Source organism: Streptomyces sp. NPDC051364 (assembly GCF_040682115.1).
Classification (GTDB): Bacteria; Actinomycetota; Actinomycetes; order Streptomycetales; family Streptomycetaceae; genus Streptomyces.
Genome location: NZ_JBFBAH010000012.1, coordinates 124,922 through 141,998 on the forward strand (window position 1 = coordinate 124,922; position 17,077 = coordinate 141,998).

The 17,077-nt window shown below is 71.3% G+C and carries 14 protein-coding genes; 5 read left to right on the plus strand and 9 right to left on the minus strand.

What is annotated here, in order from left to right:
- Positions 1-18: 18 nt before the first annotated feature.
- From AB0M76_RS24845 to AB0M76_RS24865, 5 genes are all read right to left on the minus strand, one after another.
- Positions 19-960 carry a zinc metalloprotease gene (locus tag AB0M76_RS24845; protein ID WP_365955021.1) on the minus strand — a complete coding sequence of 314 codons (942 nt, stop codon included), beginning with the start codon at positions 958-960 and terminating at the stop codon, positions 19-21.
- Between the two features lie 233 nt (positions 961-1,193).
- Complete coding sequence (locus AB0M76_RS24850) at positions 1,194-2,858, minus strand: alkaline phosphatase D family protein (RefSeq protein WP_365954946.1); 1,665 nt, start codon at positions 2,856-2,858, stop codon at positions 1,194-1,196.
- 110 nt (positions 2,859-2,968) lie between these two features.
- Positions 2,969-3,763, minus strand: a complete 795-nt coding sequence (locus AB0M76_RS24855; protein ID WP_365954947.1) for a thioredoxin domain-containing protein — start codon at positions 3,761-3,763, stop codon at positions 2,969-2,971.
- A 56-nt stretch (positions 3,764-3,819) separates the two neighbouring features.
- Positions 3,820-4,509 (minus strand): hypothetical protein, encoded by a 690-nt coding sequence (locus tag AB0M76_RS24860; RefSeq protein ID WP_365954948.1) that lies wholly within the window; start codon positions 4,507-4,509, stop codon positions 3,820-3,822.
- Between the two features lie 77 nt (positions 4,510-4,586).
- Positions 4,587-5,912: a DUF2252 domain-containing protein gene (locus AB0M76_RS24865; RefSeq protein ID WP_365954949.1), complete on the minus strand. Its 1,326-nt coding sequence runs from the start codon at positions 5,910-5,912 to the stop codon at positions 4,587-4,589.
- A gap of 170 nt (positions 5,913-6,082) precedes the next feature.
- On the opposite strand from AB0M76_RS24865, the gene dnaE reads away from it, so the two are divergent.
- On the plus strand, positions 6,083-9,625 hold the full coding sequence (gene dnaE, locus AB0M76_RS24870) for a DNA polymerase III subunit alpha (RefSeq protein ID WP_365954950.1): 3,543 nt from the start codon (positions 6,083-6,085) through the stop codon (positions 9,623-9,625).
- 95 nt (positions 9,626-9,720) lie between these two features.
- On the opposite strand, the gene AB0M76_RS24875 is transcribed toward dnaE, so the two are convergent.
- Positions 9,721-9,888: a hypothetical protein gene (locus AB0M76_RS24875; protein WP_266630132.1), complete on the minus strand. Its 168-nt coding sequence runs from the start codon at positions 9,886-9,888 to the stop codon at positions 9,721-9,723.
- Between the two features lie 223 nt (positions 9,889-10,111).
- Here AB0M76_RS24875 and AB0M76_RS24880 point away from each other — a divergent pair, with 223 nt between their 5' ends.
- The 4 genes from AB0M76_RS24880 (at position 10,112) to AB0M76_RS24895 (ending at position 14,045) form a co-directional block, all read left to right on the plus strand.
- Complete coding sequence (locus tag AB0M76_RS24880; RefSeq protein ID WP_365954951.1) at positions 10,112-11,422, plus strand: NYN domain-containing protein; 1,311 nt, start codon at positions 10,112-10,114, stop codon at positions 11,420-11,422.
- Positions 11,423-11,522: 100 nt separating this feature from the next.
- Positions 11,523-12,491, plus strand: coding sequence for an ABC transporter ATP-binding protein (locus tag AB0M76_RS24885; protein ID WP_365955022.1), 969 nt, complete (start codon positions 11,523-11,525; stop codon positions 12,489-12,491).
- 14 nt (positions 12,492-12,505) lie between these two features.
- Entirely contained in the window at positions 12,506-13,288 is a 783-nt protein-coding gene (locus AB0M76_RS24890; protein WP_365954952.1) for an ABC transporter permease, read from the plus strand.
- Positions 13,289-13,355: 67 nt separating this feature from the next.
- The gene (locus tag AB0M76_RS24895) at positions 13,356-14,045 is read left to right on the plus strand and encodes a hypothetical protein (RefSeq protein ID WP_365954953.1); all 690 of its coding nucleotides are present in this window, start codon (positions 13,356-13,358) and stop codon (positions 14,043-14,045) included.
- 40 nt (positions 14,046-14,085) lie between these two features.
- Here AB0M76_RS24895 and ybaK read toward each other — a convergent pair whose 3' ends face one another.
- The 3 genes from ybaK to AB0M76_RS24910 form a co-directional block, all read right to left on the minus strand.
- Entirely contained in the window at positions 14,086-14,583 is a 498-nt protein-coding gene (ybaK, locus tag AB0M76_RS24900) for a Cys-tRNA(Pro) deacylase (RefSeq protein ID WP_365954954.1), read from the minus strand.
- A gap of 27 nt (positions 14,584-14,610) precedes the next feature.
- Positions 14,611-15,351 (minus strand): LON peptidase substrate-binding domain-containing protein, encoded by a 741-nt coding sequence (locus AB0M76_RS24905; RefSeq protein WP_266667922.1) that lies wholly within the window; start codon positions 15,349-15,351, stop codon positions 14,611-14,613.
- Positions 15,352-15,412: 61 nt separating this feature from the next.
- On the minus strand, positions 15,413-17,011 hold the full coding sequence (locus tag AB0M76_RS24910; RefSeq protein ID WP_365954955.1) for an oxidoreductase: 1,599 nt from the start codon (positions 17,009-17,011) through the stop codon (positions 15,413-15,415).
- Between the last annotated feature and the right edge of the window lie 66 nt (positions 17,012-17,077).

A 17,077-nucleotide genomic window follows, 5' to 3' on the forward strand; every position in this document is an offset into this window, starting at 1 on the left:
ATTCGTTTCAGGTCGTGACTAGCCGCGGTACGCGCTCCACATGCTCTTCATGCGGGACACCTGACCCGCAGTGAACTGGTACATGCAGGAGTCGTACGTGTAGTCCATGAAGTTGTGGATCGGGTCGACGCCCGTCTTGTTGGTGCAGCTGTCACGGCCGGTCGGGCACTCGAACGCCGCGCTCTTCTCGGCCGGGGTGTCGGAGACGGAGTCGCCGCTGCCCGAGCAGCCGCCCTGGAAGGTGTGGTACAGGCCCATCCAGTGGCCGACCTCGTGGGTGCCGGTGTCGCCCTCGTTGTAGTTGGCGGCGGAGCCGCCCGGCAGCGAGGTGTTGAGGACGACCACGCCGTCCATCTTCGGCTGCGAGGCGTAGGAGCTCGGGAAGGTCGCCCAGCCGAGCAGGCCGCCGCCGAGGTTGGCGGTGTACAGGTTCAGCGCGTTCGCGCCGCCCTTGCGCAGGGCGTTCTTCATGTCCTTCTCGGCCTGGGTGCCGTCCGAGACGTTGTACCAGGCGGCGTTGTCGGTGTAGTCGGTGGAGACCAGCGAGAACTGGTAGCCCGAGTCGACGTTGCCGGTGCCCTGGCCGCTGTAGGCGGAGTTGAGGACCGCGATCTGGTTGTTGATGTCCGTGGCGGTCAGCTTGCCGGCGGTGCCGGAGGTGATGACGTGGACGTAGACCGGGATGGTCGTCGCGGCGGTCACCTCGGCGGCGCGCATCTGGCGCTGCGGGCCGAGCTCGGCGCTCTTCTTGACCAGGTCGGCGTCCATGGCCTTGACCTGGGCGTCCGTCACCTCGTTGGGGTCGGCCGCGTGGTCGTCCTTCGGGCGGGCGACCCGGGCGTTGGCGGAGGTGCCGGCGTCGGCACAGGCCTCGGAGCCGGTCTTGGGGGCCGCGGCCACGGTCGTGGGGGCCGTGAGCGGGGCGAACGCCAGGGTTCCGGCCAGAACGGCCGTGCCCATGAGGCGGCGTCGGAGCATGGGGGATATGCGGGCGGAAGCGCGCACGTGGACTCCTCGCGAAGCGTGGTGGGGGGTGAGGGATTTCCTCACGCTGGCGCGAAGCTTATGTGTCCATGTCATGCACTGAGCAAGCCCTTTACGTAAAAGATTTGTTGCTTCTGAGGCCGAAGGGGCTCCTGGTCTGCACCAGGAGCCCCTCTGAACAGCAGATTTGACAGACAGTCAGAAGATCGTCAGCCGACCGGCTGGTACGCCCGCTCCACCTTCTGCGTGCCGTTCGGCGTGCGGTACGAGCGGGACCACGCGGCCGTCGCGGCCGGATTCCGCTTGTCGGAGACGACGAAGTAGTCCATCTGCGAACGCTCGGCCGTCACGTCCAGAACCCCGTAGCCGTGGGAGTCCATGTCCAGCCACTTCACGTGCCAGTTGGCCGCCTTGATCGCCGCTTCCGCTACCAGCGACGCGGTGTCCGCCGGCACGTGCAGGAGGTCGTCGATGTTGTCGGAGGTCACCGACGTCACCACGAACTCGGTGGCGGCCGTACCGGACCCCGGGTACGTCGCCATGTTCATCGGGACCTCGTTCGCCCACGCCATGTGGATGTCGCCGGTCAGGAACACCGTGTTCTTGATCTTCCGGTCCTTCAGGTGGGCCAGCAGCTCCTTGCGGTCGTCCGTGTAGCCGTCCCACTGGTCCACGTTGATTGCGAGGCCGCCCTCGGGCAGGCCCAGCAGCTTCGCCAGCGGGGCCAGTAGGTGGGCGGGCAGCGAGGCGAAGGCCACCGGCGAGATCATCACCGAGGTCCCGACCAGCTTCCAGGTCGCGTTCGAGCTCGCGAGGCCGGACTTGAGCCAGTCCAGCTGGGCGCGCCCGGTGATGGTGCGCTCCGGGTCGTCCACCGAGCCGCTGCCTATCTTGGCCTGCTGGGAGCGGAAGGTGCGCAGGTCCAGCAGGTGCAGGTCGGCGAGGGTGCCGAAGCGCAGCCGCCGGTAGACGGTGCCGGCCGTGGAGGTGCGCACGGGCATCCACTCGAAGTACGCCTGCTTGGCGGCGGCCGCACGGGCCGCCCAGTCGCCCTCGGCGCCCGGCGTGTGGTTCTCCGCGCCGCCCGACCAGGCGTCGTTGGCGAACTCGTGGTCGTCCCAGATCGCGACGATCGCGTGCGCGGCGTGCAGGGCCTGGAGGTCGGCGTCGGTCTTGTACGTGCCGTGCCGGGTCCGGTAGTCGGCGAGGGTGAGGATCTCGTGCCGCGGCTCGTGCGGGCGTACGACGTACTTCGCCTCGGGGTAGGCCCCGTTCGCGTACTCGTAGATGTAGTCGCCGAGGTGCAGGATCGCGTGCAGGTCGGTGCGGGCGGCCAGGTGGCGGTACGCCGAGAAGTAGCCGGCCTCCCAGTTGGCGCAGGAGACCACGCCGAAGCGGACGCCGGGCGTCGTCGCGTCGTGGCCCGGGGCGGTCAGGGTGCGCCCGACCGGCGAGGCGGCGCCGCCGGCGGTGAACCGGTAGAAGTACGGGGTCTGCGGCCGCAGTCCGCGTACGTCCGCCTTGACGGTGTGGTCGCAGGCGGCGGTCGCCGTGACCGAGCCGCTCACGACGATCCGGGAGAAGGCCTTGTCCTCGGCGACCTCCCAGGTCACCTCGGTGGCCGGGCCTGCGCCGGAGCCGGGCACGGCCTCGGGGGTGGGGGTCACGCGGGTCCACAGCAGGATCCCGTCGGGCAGCGGGTCGCCGGAGGCGACGCCGTGCAGGAAGGCGGGCCCGTTCGAGGCCGCCGACGCGGGGGAGATGCCCAGTGCGGCCGTCGCGAAGGGTACGAGGGCGGCAGTGGCCGCAGCGGCCTTGACGACCGTACGGCGGCGCGGAGTTGCCGCAGTGGGGGAAGGGAGATGACTGGTCACGGACCGGCATATTACTGACGGGTACAGCGGTTGGAACACCCCTGTGCAAGCAACGGGCAGACGAACTCTCAGAGTTCGCCTGCCCGTTGGTTCGGTCCGTTATGGGTGGATCAGCCCGCGATGGCCTTGTCGACCGCGGCCGTGAACTCCTCCGGCGTCATCTTGATCTCGATCTTCTTGCCGTCCATCTTCAGCGACGGGGTGCCCTCGAGGCCGCTCTTCTCGAAGAGCTTCGACATCTCGAGCGCCCAGCGGTTGTACGTACCGTCCTCGACGGCCTTCTTGAACTCGGCGTTGCCCTTGAGCGCCGGCACCTGGTCCGCGATCTTCAGCAGGTAGTCGTCCTTGCCGAACTTGTCGTCGCGCTCCTCCGGGTGGTTCTCCTTGGAGTACAGGGCGCCCTTGTACTCCAGGAACGCCTCGGGGCTGACGTTCAGCGCCGCGCCCAGCGCGCTCAGCGCGTTCTTCGAACCGCTGCCGCCGAAGCCCTTGTCGAGGAAGGTGGCGCCGACGTACTGGATCTTGTACTTGCCGGCGTCCAGGTCCTTCTTGATCTGCGGGCCCACGCTCTGCTCGAACTGGGAGCAGATCGGGCAGCGCGCGTCCTCGTAGAGTTCGAGGGTCTTCTTGGCGTCGGCCTTGCCTATGACGACGGTGGTGCCGTTGTCGCCCGTGGTGTTCTTCGGGGCGACCAGCGTGGCGTCGGCGGCCTTGTCCCACTCGCCCGGCTGGTTGGCCTGCACGACCGCGTAGCCGATGCCGCCGGCCAGCGCGAGGACGGCGACGACGGCGCCGGCCACCAGCACCTGGCGGCGCACCTTGTCCTTCTTGGCCTGCTTTTCGCGCTCGGCGCGCAGCCGCTCGCGGGCCGCCGCCTTGTTCGCCTGGCTGTTGCGTGAACTCATGGTGATCTCCGTGGGATGTGACACAAGGAAAGGGGGACTGCCGTACGTGGGGTGGGTCAGGCGCAGACGAGCGCGCCGCGTACGGGAGGTCCCCGGCGTCCCACGGAGTGGGCGGGGAAGCGGGTACGGGCCCCCGCGCCCGGAAGGACCGGGCGCAGCGCCCGCCGCACCGGGCCGACGGCGGCTGCCGCCGAGGCCGCCGCCAGCAGCAGCGGCCGGAACGCGAAGGCGGCCACGGCACGCAGCAGCTGGCCCAGCGCGCGCTCCCCGTACCGCAGCCAGGCCGCGGCGAACAGCCCGACCGAGACGTGCGCGCCGAGCAGCAGCCACGGGGTCCAGGGTCCGGGCGAGGCCAGCAGGGCCACCGCGTCGGGAACGGCTCCGGGCACCTCGGCCAGCGGTCCGCCCAGCGGCGGGCCGCCGCACAGCTCGTCCAGGCCCAGCGCCCGCAGAGGCCCGGCGACGGGCCCGCCGGCCGGGCCGTAGCAGACGTGCTGCCCGGCGGTGAAGACCGCGTCGGCGGCCAGCTCCAGCGGAACCAGCAGCCCGGCGATGGGGCCGAAGCCCCGCTCGCGGCCCGCCAGCGCGTACGCGACCAGGAACACGCCCGTGAAGGCCCCGGCCACCAGCGCGGGCGGCAGCGGGACCCGGGACATCAGGACGTGCGAGCCGGCCGAGAGCAGCACGACGAGTGCGCTGAACAGCGCGGCCCGCAGCCCCCGGAGTCCTGCCCTCGATATGTCCATCGCCGCGAGTCTGCCACGAGTACCTGTGAAAACGGGTCCCCGGTCCTGTGCGGACCGGGGCCCGCGGCCGAAAACGCTCAATGCATGATGCGGCCGTTGCGGAACAGGTCCACGAAGATCTGGTGGTCGGCGCGCGCCCGGGTGCCGTACGCGTGCGCGAAGTCGACCAGCAGCTCCGCGAAGCCCTCCTCGTCCGCGGCGATCGCCGCGTCGATGGCCCGCTCGGTGGAGAACGGGACCAGCGAGTGCCCGCTCTCGGCCTCGTCGGCCGCCGCGTGCATGGTCGCCGTCGCCCGGCCCAGGTCCGCGACCACGGCCGCGATCTCCTCCGGGTCGTCCAGGTCCGACCAGTCCAGGTCCACCGCGTACGGGGAGACCTCGGCCACCAGCTGCCCGGAGCCGTCCAGCTCGGTCCAGCCCAGCCACGGGTCGGCGTGCGCCTGGAGGGCGCGCTGGGAGATCACCGTGCGGTGCCCCTCGTGCTGGAAGTAGTCCCGTACCGCCCGGTCGGTGATGTGCCGGGACACCGCGGGGGTCTGCGCCTGCTTGAGGTAGATCACGACGTCGTTCTCCAGGGCGTCGCTGTGCCCCTCGAGCAGGATGTTGTACGAGGGCAGGCCGGCCGAGCCGATCCCGACGCCGCGGCGGCCCACCACGTCCTTGACCCGGTAGGAGTCCGGCCGGACCAGGGACTCGTCGGGCAGGGTCTCCAGGTACCCGTCGAAGGCGGCGAGCACCTTGTACCGGGTGGCCGCGTCCAGCTCGATCGAGCCCCCGCCGGAGGTGAAGCGGCGCTCGTAGTCGCGGATCTCGGTCATCGAGTCCAGCAGGGAGAAGCGGGTGCGTGAGCGGGCCGAGCGCAGGGCCGTCAGCAGCGGGCCCTCGGCGGTGTCCAGGGTGAAGGAGGGCACCTCCTCGTACTTGGCGCCCGTCGCGAGGCGGTGGATCCGCTCCCGGTAGGCGCCCGCGTACGTCCGCACCAGCTCGCCGATCTGCTCGTCGCTGAGGGCCTTGGTGTAGCCGATCAGGGCGACGGAGGCCGCGAACCGCTTGAGGTCCCAGGTGAAGGGGCCGACGTACGCCTCGTCGAAGTCGTTGACGTTGAAGACCAGGCGGCCGTTGGAGTCCATGTACGTGCCGAAGTTCTCGGCGTGCAGATCGCCGTGGATCCAGACCCGGCCGGTCCGCTCGTCCAGGAACGGGCCGCCGTGGCGGTCGCGCTCCAGGTCGGCGTAGAAGAGGCAGGCCGTACCGCGGTAGAAGGCGAAGGCCGAGGCCGCCATCTTGCGGAATTTGACCTGGAAGGCCGCGGGGTCGGCGGCGAGCAGCTCACCGAATGCGGTGTCGAACACATCGAGTATCTGCTCGGCGCGCTGCTCGTTCGTCGTCTCGGGGACCGCCATGGCGGGTGCCTCCTGGTGCACGGGGTGGTACAGGTTCTGACCGACTGGACGTCGGGTTGGTCGTCCTGCTTCTGCAACGCCCGACCGTACCCTCCAGTGCCCGTGATCTGTCACTCCTGGGACGTAGGATTCATAGCTGCCGCCGCCCCCACCGTCAGGAGCCTCCCGCCGTGACCAAGCAGCCGTTCACGCACCTGCACGTCCACACCCAGTACTCGCTGCTGGACGGTGCCGCGCGGCTGAAGGACATGTTCCAAGCGTGCAACGAGATGGGCATGACGCACATCGCCATGTCCGACCACGGCAACCTGCACGGGGCGTACGACTTCTTCCACACCGCCCAGAAGGCCGGGGTCACGCCGATCATCGGCATCGAGGCGTACGTGGCCCCCGAGTCGCGGCGCAACAAGCGGCGCATCCAGTGGGGCCAGCCCCACCAGAAGCGCGACGACGTGTCCGGTTCCGGCGGCTACACCCACAAGACGATCTGGGCGGCGAACGCCACCGGGCTGAACAACCTCTTCCGGCTGTCCTCCGACGCCTACGCCGAGGGCTGGCTCACGAAGTGGCCGCGCATGGACAAGGAGACCATCTCCAAGTGGTCCGAGGGGCTCATCGCCTCCACTGGCTGCCCCTCCGGCGAGCTGCAGACGCGCCTTCGCCTCGGCCAGTTCGACGAGGCCCTGAAGTCGGCTGCCGAGTACCAGGACATCTTCGGCAAGGAGCGCTACTTCCTGGAGCTGATGGACCACGGCATCGAGATCGAGCGCCGGGTGCGCGACGGGCTGCTGGAGATCGGCAAGAAGCTCGGCATCCCGCCGCTGGTCACGAACGACTCGCACTACACGTACGCGAGCGAGGCCGGCGCGCACGACGCCCTGCTCTGCATCCAGACCGGCAAGAACCTCTCGGACCCGGACCGCTTCCGCTTCGACGGCACCGGCTACTACCTGAAGTCGACCGACGAGATGTACGCGATCGATTCCTCGGACGCCTGGCAGGAGGGCTGCGCCAACACGAAGCTGGTCGCGGACCAGATCGACACCGAGGGCATGTTCAAGTTCCGGAACCTGATGCCGAAGTTCGACATCCCGGACGGCTACACCGAGGTCACCTGGTTCCGCGAGGAGACCATGCGCGGCATGCACCGCCGCTACCCCGGGGGCATCCCGGACGACCGGATGAAGCAGGCCGAGTACGAGATGGACACGATCATCTCGATGGGCTTCCCGGGCTACTTCCTCGTGGTCGCCGACTTCATCATGTGGGCCAAGAACCAGGGCATCGCGGTCGGCCCGGGCCGAGGCTCCGCGGCCGGCTCGATCGTCGCGTACGCCATGGGCATCACCGACCTCGACCCCCTCACCCACGGCCTGATCTTCGAGCGGTTCCTGAACCCCGAGCGCGTCTCCATGCCCGATGTCGACATCGACTTCGACGAGCGTCGGCGCGTCGAGGTGATCCGGTACGTGACCGAGAAGTACGGCGCCGACAAGGTCGCCATGATCGGCACGTACGGCACCATCAAGGCCAAGAACGCGATCAAGGACTCCGCGCGCGTCCTGGGCTACCCGTACGCCATGGGCGACCGGCTCACCAAGGCCATGCCCGCCGACGTCCTCGGCAAGGGCATCCCGCTCTCCGGCATCCTCGACTCCAGCCACCCCCGCTACAGCGAGGCCGGCGAGATCCGCGGGATGTACGAGAACGAGCCGGACGTCAAGAAGGTCATCGACACCGCCCGCGGTGTGGAGGGCCTGGTCCGCCAGATGGGCGTCCACGCGGCAGGCGTGATCATGTCCAGCGAGACCATCACCGACCACGTACCGGTCTGGGTCCGCCACTCCGACGGCGTCACCATCACCCAGTGGGACTACCCGAGCTGCGAGTCGCTCGGCCTGCTGAAGATGGACTTCCTCGGCCTGCGCAACCTCACGATCATGGACGACGCCGTCAAGATGGTGAAGGCCAACAAGGGGATCGACATCGATCTCCTGGGCCTCCCGCTCGACGACCCCAAGACCTTCGAACTGCTCGGCCGCGGTGACACCCTCGGCGTCTTCCAGTTCGACGGCGGGCCCATGCGCTCCCTGCTGCGCCTGATGAAGCCCGACAACTTCGAGGACATCTCCGCCGTCTCGGCCCTGTACCGGCCGGGCCCGATGGGCATGAACTCGCACACGAACTACGCCCTGCGCAAGAACAAGCAGCAGGAGATCACCCCGATCCACCCGGAGCTGGAGGGGCCGCTCGAAGAGGTGCTCGCGGTCACCTACGGCCTGATCGTCTACCAGGAGCAGGTCCAGAAGGCCGCCCAGATCATCGCCGGGTACTCGCTCGGCGAGGCCGACATCCTGCGCCGCGTGATGGGCAAGAAGAAGCCCGAGGAGCTGGCGAAGAACTTCGTCATCTTCGAGGAGGGCGCCAAGAAGAAGGGCTTCAGCGACCAGGCGATCAAGGCACTCTGGGACGTCCTGGTCCCCTTCGCCGGCTACGCCTTCAACAAGGCGCACTCGGCCGCGTACGGACTCGTCTCGTACTGGACCGCCTACCTCAAGGCGAACTTCCCGGCCGAGTACATGGCCGGCCTCCTCACCTCGGTCAAGGACGACAAGGACAAGTCCGCGATCTACCTGAACGAGTGCCGGCGCATGGGCATCAAGGTGCTCCCGCCGAACGTCAACGAGTCCGAGCCGAACTTCGCCGCCCAGGGCGACGACGTGATCCTCTTCGGCCTCACCGCGGTGCGCAACGTCGGCCAGAACGTCGTCGAGTCGATCATCAAGACCAGGAAGGCCAAGGGGAAGTACTCCACCTTCCCCGACTTCCTGGACAAGGTCGAGGCCGTCGTCTGCAACAAGCGCACCGTCGAGTCGCTGATCAAGGCCGGCGCCTTCGACGAGATGGGCCACACCCGCAAGGGCCTGGTCGCCCACCACGAGCCGATGATCGACAACGTGGTCGCGGTCAAGCGCAAGGAGGCCGAGGGACAGTTCGACCTCTTCGGCGGAATGGGTGACGAGAGCGCGAGCGACGAGCCCGGCTTCGGGCTCGACGTCGAGTTCTCGGACGTGGAGTGGGAGAAGTCCTACCTGCTCGCCCAGGAGCGCGAGATGCTCGGCCTGTACGTCTCCGACCACCCGCTCTTCGGCCTGGAGCACGTGCTCTCCGACAAGACGGACGCCGGAATCTCCCAGCTGACCGGCGGCGAGCACTCGGACGGCGCCGTCGTCACCATCGGCGGCATCATCTCGGGCCTCCAGCGCAAGATGACCAAGCAGGGCAACGCGTGGGCCATCGCCACCGTCGAGGACCTCGCCGGATCCATCGAGTGCATGTTCTTCCCCGCGACCTACCAGCTCGTCTCCACCCAGCTGGTCGAGGACACCGTCGTCTTCGTCAAGGGCCGCCTCGACAAGCGCGAGGACGTCCCCCGGCTGGTCGCCATGGAGATGATGGTCCCCGACCTCTCCTCGGCCGGGACGAACGCACCCGTCGTCCTCACCATCCCGACCGTCAAGGTCACTCCTCCGATGGTCACCCGGTTGGGCGAGATCCTTCGCCACCACAAGGGCAACACCGAGGTCCGGATCAAGCTCCAGGGGCCGCGGTCCACCACCGTGCTGCGCCTCGACAAGCACCGGGTCCAGCCCGACCCGGCGCTCTTCGGCGACCTCAAGGTGCTCCTCGGGCCGTCCTGCCTGGCCGGATGACGCCGCTCGCAGGAGGCCTGCGTACGTAGCCGACCGTGAAGAAGGGCGCGCCCAGAGCTCTGGGCGCGCCCTCGTGCGCGGTGCTCGCGGAGGCGTCAGTTGTGGCCGAACTTCTTCTGCTTGCCCTTGCGAGCCATGTCCATCGGACTCGGGCTGCTGCCGGACGGCTCGGACACGGATTCCGTCGAGCTCTTCGACGGATCCTGCGACGACGAGCGGGGCTGCTGCTTCTGTTCGTGCTGGCGGTTCTTGTTCTTGGCCATGGTGGAGCCTCCGTGAGGGTCTAGGGGCCAGGACCGCCTTCACCCTCACACGCCACCACAAACCGCGCATTTTGGATCTTTACTGCGTGTAGCCGGGAACCCCGGTTCCGGAGCCGCCCGGAGGATCCGCCACGCCGATGATCGAGTTCCGGCCGTCAACACCCTTGCGGTCGGGCAGACTCGGGGAACCCGCGACAAACACAGAGGATCCCCAGGGAAGAGGGTGGTACGCGTGGACCGCTGCGTCGTCCTGGTGGACGCCGGCTATCTGCTGGGCGCCGCCGCCAGTCTTCTCGCCGGAGAGCCCTCCCGCTCCCGCATCACCGTGGACCATGCCGCCCTCATCCAGGGCCTGCGCGAGCGGGCCGAGGCCGACACCGAGCAGCCCCTGCTGCGCATCTACTGGTTCGACGGAGCACCCGACCGGGTGCCCCAGCCCGAGCACCGGCGGCTGCGCGTCATGCCGCGCGTCACCGTCCGCCTCGGCGCGCTGACCCGCAGCGACGGCCGCTGGGCGCAGAAGGGCGTGGACGCCGCCATGCACGCCGAGCTCACCGAGCTGGCCCGCAACCGCGCCTGCTCCGACGTCGTACTCGTCACGGGCGACGGGGACCTGCTGCCCGGCCTGATGTCCGCCAAGGAGCACGGGGTCGCCGTACACCTGTGGGCCGTCCAGGCCGCCGACGGCGACTACAACCAGTCCGAGGACCTCGTCGCCGAGGCCGACGAGCGCCGCGTCCTGGACCGGGCCTGGATCACCCGGGCCGTCCGCGCCAAGGACCTCGCCGGACTGTGCCCCCCGCCGCCCGCGCCGCGCCCCGAGATCGCCGCGATCCTCTCCGCCCCGCTGCCCGAGGCGGCCCTCGCCGAGGCCGCCCGCAGCGCCGGCGGCAACGGCGCCGGAGCCCCCGCTCCCGCCGCGCCCGAGGGCAACGGCGCCCCCGTGCCCGCACCCGCCGCCGGGGGCAAGACCGTCCCCACGCCCAAGGACCTCGCCGGCTCGCTGCGCGCCCCCGGCCAGCAGACCGGCCCCTCCGGAGCCCACGGCGCCGCCGCCCAGCAGCCGCCCGCCGGCAGCGCCCTGCGCTGGTCCTCCGACAAGGGCTGGATCGACCGGGCCGGGCCGCTGGGCGAACCCGCCGAGACCGCCTCACTGCCCACCCTCGCCCAGCTCACCAGCGCCGAGCAGCGCTGGGCCGACCGCGAGGAGGACATCACCACCGTCGGCGGCGACCCCTTCGAGGTCGGCCAGGTCTTCGCCCGGCGCTGGATGGAACGCCTCCCGGAGACCGTCCACCTGCAGAAACTCGCCACGATGTACCCGCGGATCCCGCACCGCATCGACGGGGAGCTGCTGCGCTACGCCGCCCGGTTCGGGCTGCTCGCCCACAAGGACGACCAGATCGACGAGCACGACCGCTACGCCATCCGCGCCGGGTTCTGGCGGGAGATCGACGTCCGCGCGGCCGCCGAGCACGTGGCCGTCACACCCTCCGCCGTGCCCGCGGGGCCGCCGACCCCGGCAGCGGAGTAGGGGCCGAAGCCGCGTAGGCTGCTCCCTCGTGAGTACGGGCACAGCATCAGCACGACCGAGCACGGCAGCGGCCGCGGACGCGGCCTCCGATGTGGTCTGCGTGGTGCGTGACCTGGTCAAGACGTATCCCGCGGTACGGGGCCGGCGCGGGGTCCCCGCCCTGCCCGAGACCCGGGCCACCGACGGCGTCTGCCTGGAAGTCCGGCGCGGCGAGATCTTCGGCCTGCTCGGCCCCAACGGCGCCGGCAAGTCCACCCTGGTCCGCCAGCTCACCGGCCTGCTGCGGCCCGACTCCGGCGCCGTGACCCTGCTCGGCCACGACCTCGTACGCCACCCCGAGCGGGCGGCCCGGCTGCTCGCGTACCTGGGGCAGGAGTCCACCGCCCTCGACGAGCTCACGGTGGCGCTGGCCGCCGAGACCACGGGACGGCTGCGCGGGCTCGACGCACGGACGGCGCGGGCCGAGCGGGACGCCGTACTGGAGGAACTCGGGCTGACCCCGATCGCCGGGCGGCCCCTGAAGAAGCTTTCCGGCGGGCAGCGGCGCCTCGCCTGCTTCGCCGCAGCACTGGTGGGGGAGCGGCCCGTACTGGTCCTCGACGAGCCCACCACCGGCATGGACCCCGTGGCCCGGCGGGCCGTGTGGGCGGCCGTGGACCGCCGGCGCGCACGGCACGGGGCCACCGTCCTGCTCGTCACGCACAACGTCATCGAGGCCGAGACCGTCCTGGACCGGGTCGCCGTCATCGACCAGGGCCGGGTCATCGCCTGCGACACCCCGGCCGGGCTGAAGGCCCGCGTCTCCGGCGAGGTCCGCCTGGAGCTGGTGTGGCGCACCGCGCCGCCGCTGGACGTACCCGAGGTCGCGGCGCTCGCGCCGGCAGCCGCCGAAGCGGGGCGCCGGTGGGTGCTGCGGCTGGAGCCCGACGAGGCGCGCGCCGCGGTGGCCGCGGTGACCGGCGGGCCGGCCTTCGCCGCCCTCGACGACTTCACGCTGGCGACCCCGAGCCTGGAGGACGTCTACCTCGCCCTGGGCGGGCGTACGACGAAGGGCCTGGTGAAGTCGTGAGCACCACTGCTCCCGTGAGCACCACTGCTGTCGGGACTGCCGTCGGGGTGCTCGCACCGCGGGCGCGGCTCTTTCCGTCGCTTGCCGCCGTGTACCGGGCGCAGCTGTCCCGGGCCCGCGTGTCCCGGATCCCGCTGCTGTTCGTCGCCACCTTCCAGTCCGTCGGGATCATGATTCTGATGCGGGGCGTGGTGGACGGGGGCTCGGAGGCCCGGGCCGTGGTCGCGGGCTCGTCCGTGCTGGTCGTCGCCTTCGTCGCGCTGAACCTGCTCGCGCAGTACTTCGGGCAGCTGCGGGCCAGCGGCGGGCTGGACCACTACGCCACGCTGCCCGTGCCGCCCGCCTCGGTGGTGCTGGGCGCGGCTGCCGCGTACGCCTCCTTCACGCTGCCGGGCACGCTGGTGACGGCGGTGTTCGGATGCCTGCTGTTCGGGCTGCCGATGGGCGGGCTGTGGATCCTGGCCGCGGTGGTGCCGCTGGCCGGGGCCGCGCTGGCCGGGCTGGGTGCGGCGCTGGGGCTGCTGGCGCCGCGGCAGGAGCTGGCCACGCTGGCCGGGCAGCTCGGCATGTCGGCGGCGCTCCTGCTGGGGGTGCTGCCGCCGGAGCGGATGCCGGACGTGATCGTGTGGGCGCGGGACCTGCTGCCGTCGACGTACGGGGTGGAGGCCTTCGCGCGGACCTTCGCGCCGCATCCCGACTGGGCGGCGGTCGGGCTGGACCTCGGGGTGTGCGGGGCGGTGGGGGTCCTCTCGCTGGCCGCGGCGACGTGGGCGTACCGGCGGGCGTCGGTCCGCTGACGGCGGCGACGCCGCTGACGCCGAAGCCGCTGACGCCGACGCGCCGGGCACCTGGCACGATGTGGGGGTGACCGAAGCCGTGACCACGCCCTCCCCGTTCGAACCGCCGCTGCCGCCCGGGAAGCCGGTCGGCTCCGCCGCGGGCATCACCCCGGGGGACATCCGCGACGGAGCCGCCGTCGCCCTGGTGACCGGGGTGGCCGGGGTGCTGCTCGGAGTGCTGTGGGCGTGGCTGGCGCCGAGGGCGCAGTACGTGTCGAACGGCGAGGCCGTCTTCCTGCGGAGCAGCGAGAGCGAGGCCCGGATAGGGGCCGACGGGACGTTCTTCCTGCTGTCGCTGGGGTTCGGCGTGCTGAGCGCGGTGCTCGTGTTCCTGTGGCGGCGCCGGGGCGGTGTCCCGCTGGTCGTGGGCCTGGTGATCGGGTCCGGCTTCGCCGCGCTGGTGGGGTGGCAGCTGGGGCTGTGGCTGGGGCCGTCGGCGGACGTGGCCGTGGCTGCGCTGAAGGCGGGGAAGGGGGCGCCGTTCGATGCGCCGCTGCAGTTGCTGGCGCATGGGGTGCTGCTGGTCTGGCCGATGGTCGCCGTGGCCGTGCACCTCGGCCTGACGGCCCTGTGGTCCCCCCAGGACCCGGACCCGGCCGCGGACCAGGCCTGGGGGGTCTACCCCCCGCCCCACGTCCACGGGTCGGACCCGTCAGCCCAACTGGACGAGTCGTACCCGTCGGACCCCTCCACGTCTGAGCCCCCACGAGGCTGACCGTCAGGCTGGGCGGGGAGAAGGCCCCGCGCAGCGCGGGCTACGGACGGGCGATGGGGGCCAGGGTGGCGCCCGTCAGGGTGGTCAGGGTGGCGGGCGGGAGCTCGACCTCCAGGCCGCGGCGCCCCGCCGAGATGCAGATCGTGGCATGGGCCTGCGCCGACACGTCCACCACCGTGCGGAGCCGCTTGCGCTGCCCCAGCGGGGAGATGCCGCCCAGCACGTACCCCGTCGTGCGTTCCGCCAGCGCCGGGTCGGCCATCGACGCCCGCTTCCCGGCGACCGCGGCCGCCAGCGCCTTCAGGTCCAGGCTGCCCGACACCGGGACCACCGCCACCGTCAGGACGCCGTCCACGTCCGCGACCAGCGTCTTGAAGACCCGGTCCGGGGATACCCCCATCGCCTGCGCCGCCTCCTCGCCGTACGAGGGGTGCGCCGGGTCGTGCTCGTACGCGTGCACCGTGAACTCGGCCTGCGCCGACGTGAGCGCCACGATCGCCGGTGTGCCGGCCGGAGCCGGGGCTTTCTTCTTCGCCATCAGTCCTTCGCAGTCAGTTCGCTGCCGTCAGTTCGGGCTCGTCGGCGCGCGCGTCAGGTCCACCGCCGGGAGCGACGGGAGGTGGCGGATGACCGCCGTCTCCGCGCGCAGCAGCTTCAGTTCCTCCGCGAGCCGCGTCGCCGTGTCCGGCGCCTGCAGCAGCCGCTGCTTCGCCGGGATGTCCAGCACGGCCGCCGCCGCCACCAGGTACGAGACCACCGACGGCTCGTCCGGCAGGTCCGCGGGTGAGGACAGGGACCGCTCCCGGGCTCCGGCCAGCCGCTTCTGGTAGTTCCGGAAGGCCCGCAGGACCCCCTCCGCCAGCGCGCCCGCGCCCTCGCCCCCGTCCTCAGGGAGCTCCTCCAGCTCCGCGACCAGGTACGGGCCCGAGGAGTCCACCGACAGCAGGCGGACCCGCGCAGTGCCGGTCGCGAGGACCTCGAAGCTGCCGTCCTCCCGCTCCCGGATCGTCGCCGCGTCCGCGATGCAGCCCACCCGGTGGAAGGCCTGGATCGGGTCCGGGCCGAAGCCGGCCGTCGGGCCGCGCTCGGGCAGGGCCGTCTGGTCCGGCAGGCCGGGCGCGGTCGGCGCGACCTCCCGGCCGTCGCGGATCGCGACGACCGCGAAGCGGCGCGGTTCGTCGTCGCCCGTCTTCAGCAGCTCCCGCATCATGGCGCGATAACGCTCCTCGAAGACGTTCAGCGGGAGGACGAGTCCCGGGAACAGCACCGAGTTCAAGGGGAAGAGGGGCAGGCGAACGGTGGTCACGAGGCACAGGGTAGTGGCCGCGGGCCAGGGCCTGTCACCTCAGTTGTTCCCCGCCTTCGCGTCATCCCCGTCTCAGCAGACGCGAGGCTCCCGCCGCCACTGTCGTCGCAAGGATCCAGCCCAGCAGGACGAGGGCCGCCGAGCCCCACTGCCAGCCGCCCTCCACCTTCCACTGGCCCTCCTGGCCGAGATCGATGACCGGGAGCAGCAGGTCCAGCGCGTACAGCGCCGCCTCCCAGTTCGGGTGTTCGTCCGCCTTGATCGGCGGCGGCTCGTGCCGGGAGAAGAGCAGCGCGCCCGCCGCCCACAGCACCGCCATCCACAGCGCGGCCCGGCCCGGGCGGTACCCGTACGCCACCGTCCAGTCCTGCAGGTACCCCCACGCCTTGAGCGCCGGCGGCAGGGTGGCCCGGCGCCGCCGCTGCTTGGCGAGCAGCACCTCGCGGGCGTCCGCGTCCTCGCCGCTGGCGCGCAGTACGGCGGCCAGCCGCTCGTACGGCTCCGGCGAGTACTCCGGAGTGGCCGCCTCCACCCACGCCAGCCGGCGCGCCAGCGGGAAATGGCCGCGGGGCGCGAGGTTCTCGTACGCGAACCCCTCCATCGACACGCCGCCCTGGCCGGGCCAGCTGGTGGAGGTGTCGACCAGCTTGACCACCTTCGCCCCCGACAGCACCACCCGCCCCCGCTCCGGCCGCTCGCCGACGAACCGCAGCTCCGGCGTCTGGATCCGGCGCAGCGAGACCTCCTGCTCCTCGGTCAGAGTGAACCGGGCGCCGTAGAAGTCGACCGCGTCGCCGAAGCGGCCGTCGTCCAGGCGCAGCCCGCCCCGGCACTCGAACCGCTGGGCCCGCTGCCCGCGCGTGGGGGTCTGGCCGAGCCCGTACGGGGGAGTGGAGGAGCCGGAGTCGCCGGGGACGTAGTCCAGGGCGATCGACGTCAGGTACAGGGTCCGCTCGACGGTCAGCTGCGGGGCGTTGAGCGCGCGCCGCCCGTACGGGTTGCGCAGCCGCGCCCCGCGCAGGTTCATCGACACGCCGACCTTCGCGCCGCGCAGGCTCACCTCCCCGTACGTCTCCAGCAGCTCGCCCTGGAAGTCCTGCGCGACCGACATCCCGTCCGCGGCGATGGCCCGGCCCTTGTTGTCCCGCTGCACCACGGCCTGGCTGATCAGCAGGTCGGTGCCGATCTGCGCGTCGGTCAGCCGGATCCCGCGGGCCACCCGGCAGCGCGGCAGGTGCAGATCGCCCTCGGTGTGCAGCCGGGAGGCGTCCAGCCGGGGTATCGCGCAGTTGACCAGGCGCAGGGTGACGAACCGGGTCTCGGACAGCTGGATCTCGCTGTCGAAGCGGCAGGACTGGAGTTCGACGTAGGGCTGCACGATGCCGCCGGACAGGTCGAGGCGCCCGGTGATCCGTACGCCGCGCAGTTTCAGCGAGGCCACCCGGCCCGGCACCGGCGGCGGCCCGTGGAGCAGCAGCAGCGCCACCACCTGGGCACGGACGCTGCGCCCGCCGCCCCAGGCCCGGTCGCTGTGCGGGTTGTCCTCGTCGGCTGCCCGGGCGCTGAGATCGCACACGCTGCCGGTCCGGTACGCCTGCCACATCCGGCGTTCGGGATCGGTGAGATCCGCGGGCTCCTCGCCCGGCCGTGCCTCCGCCATGGCGGCCCCCCTCCGCTGTGCATACGTGTACGGGGAACGCTAGTGGGCGGCAGTGACATCCGGGGC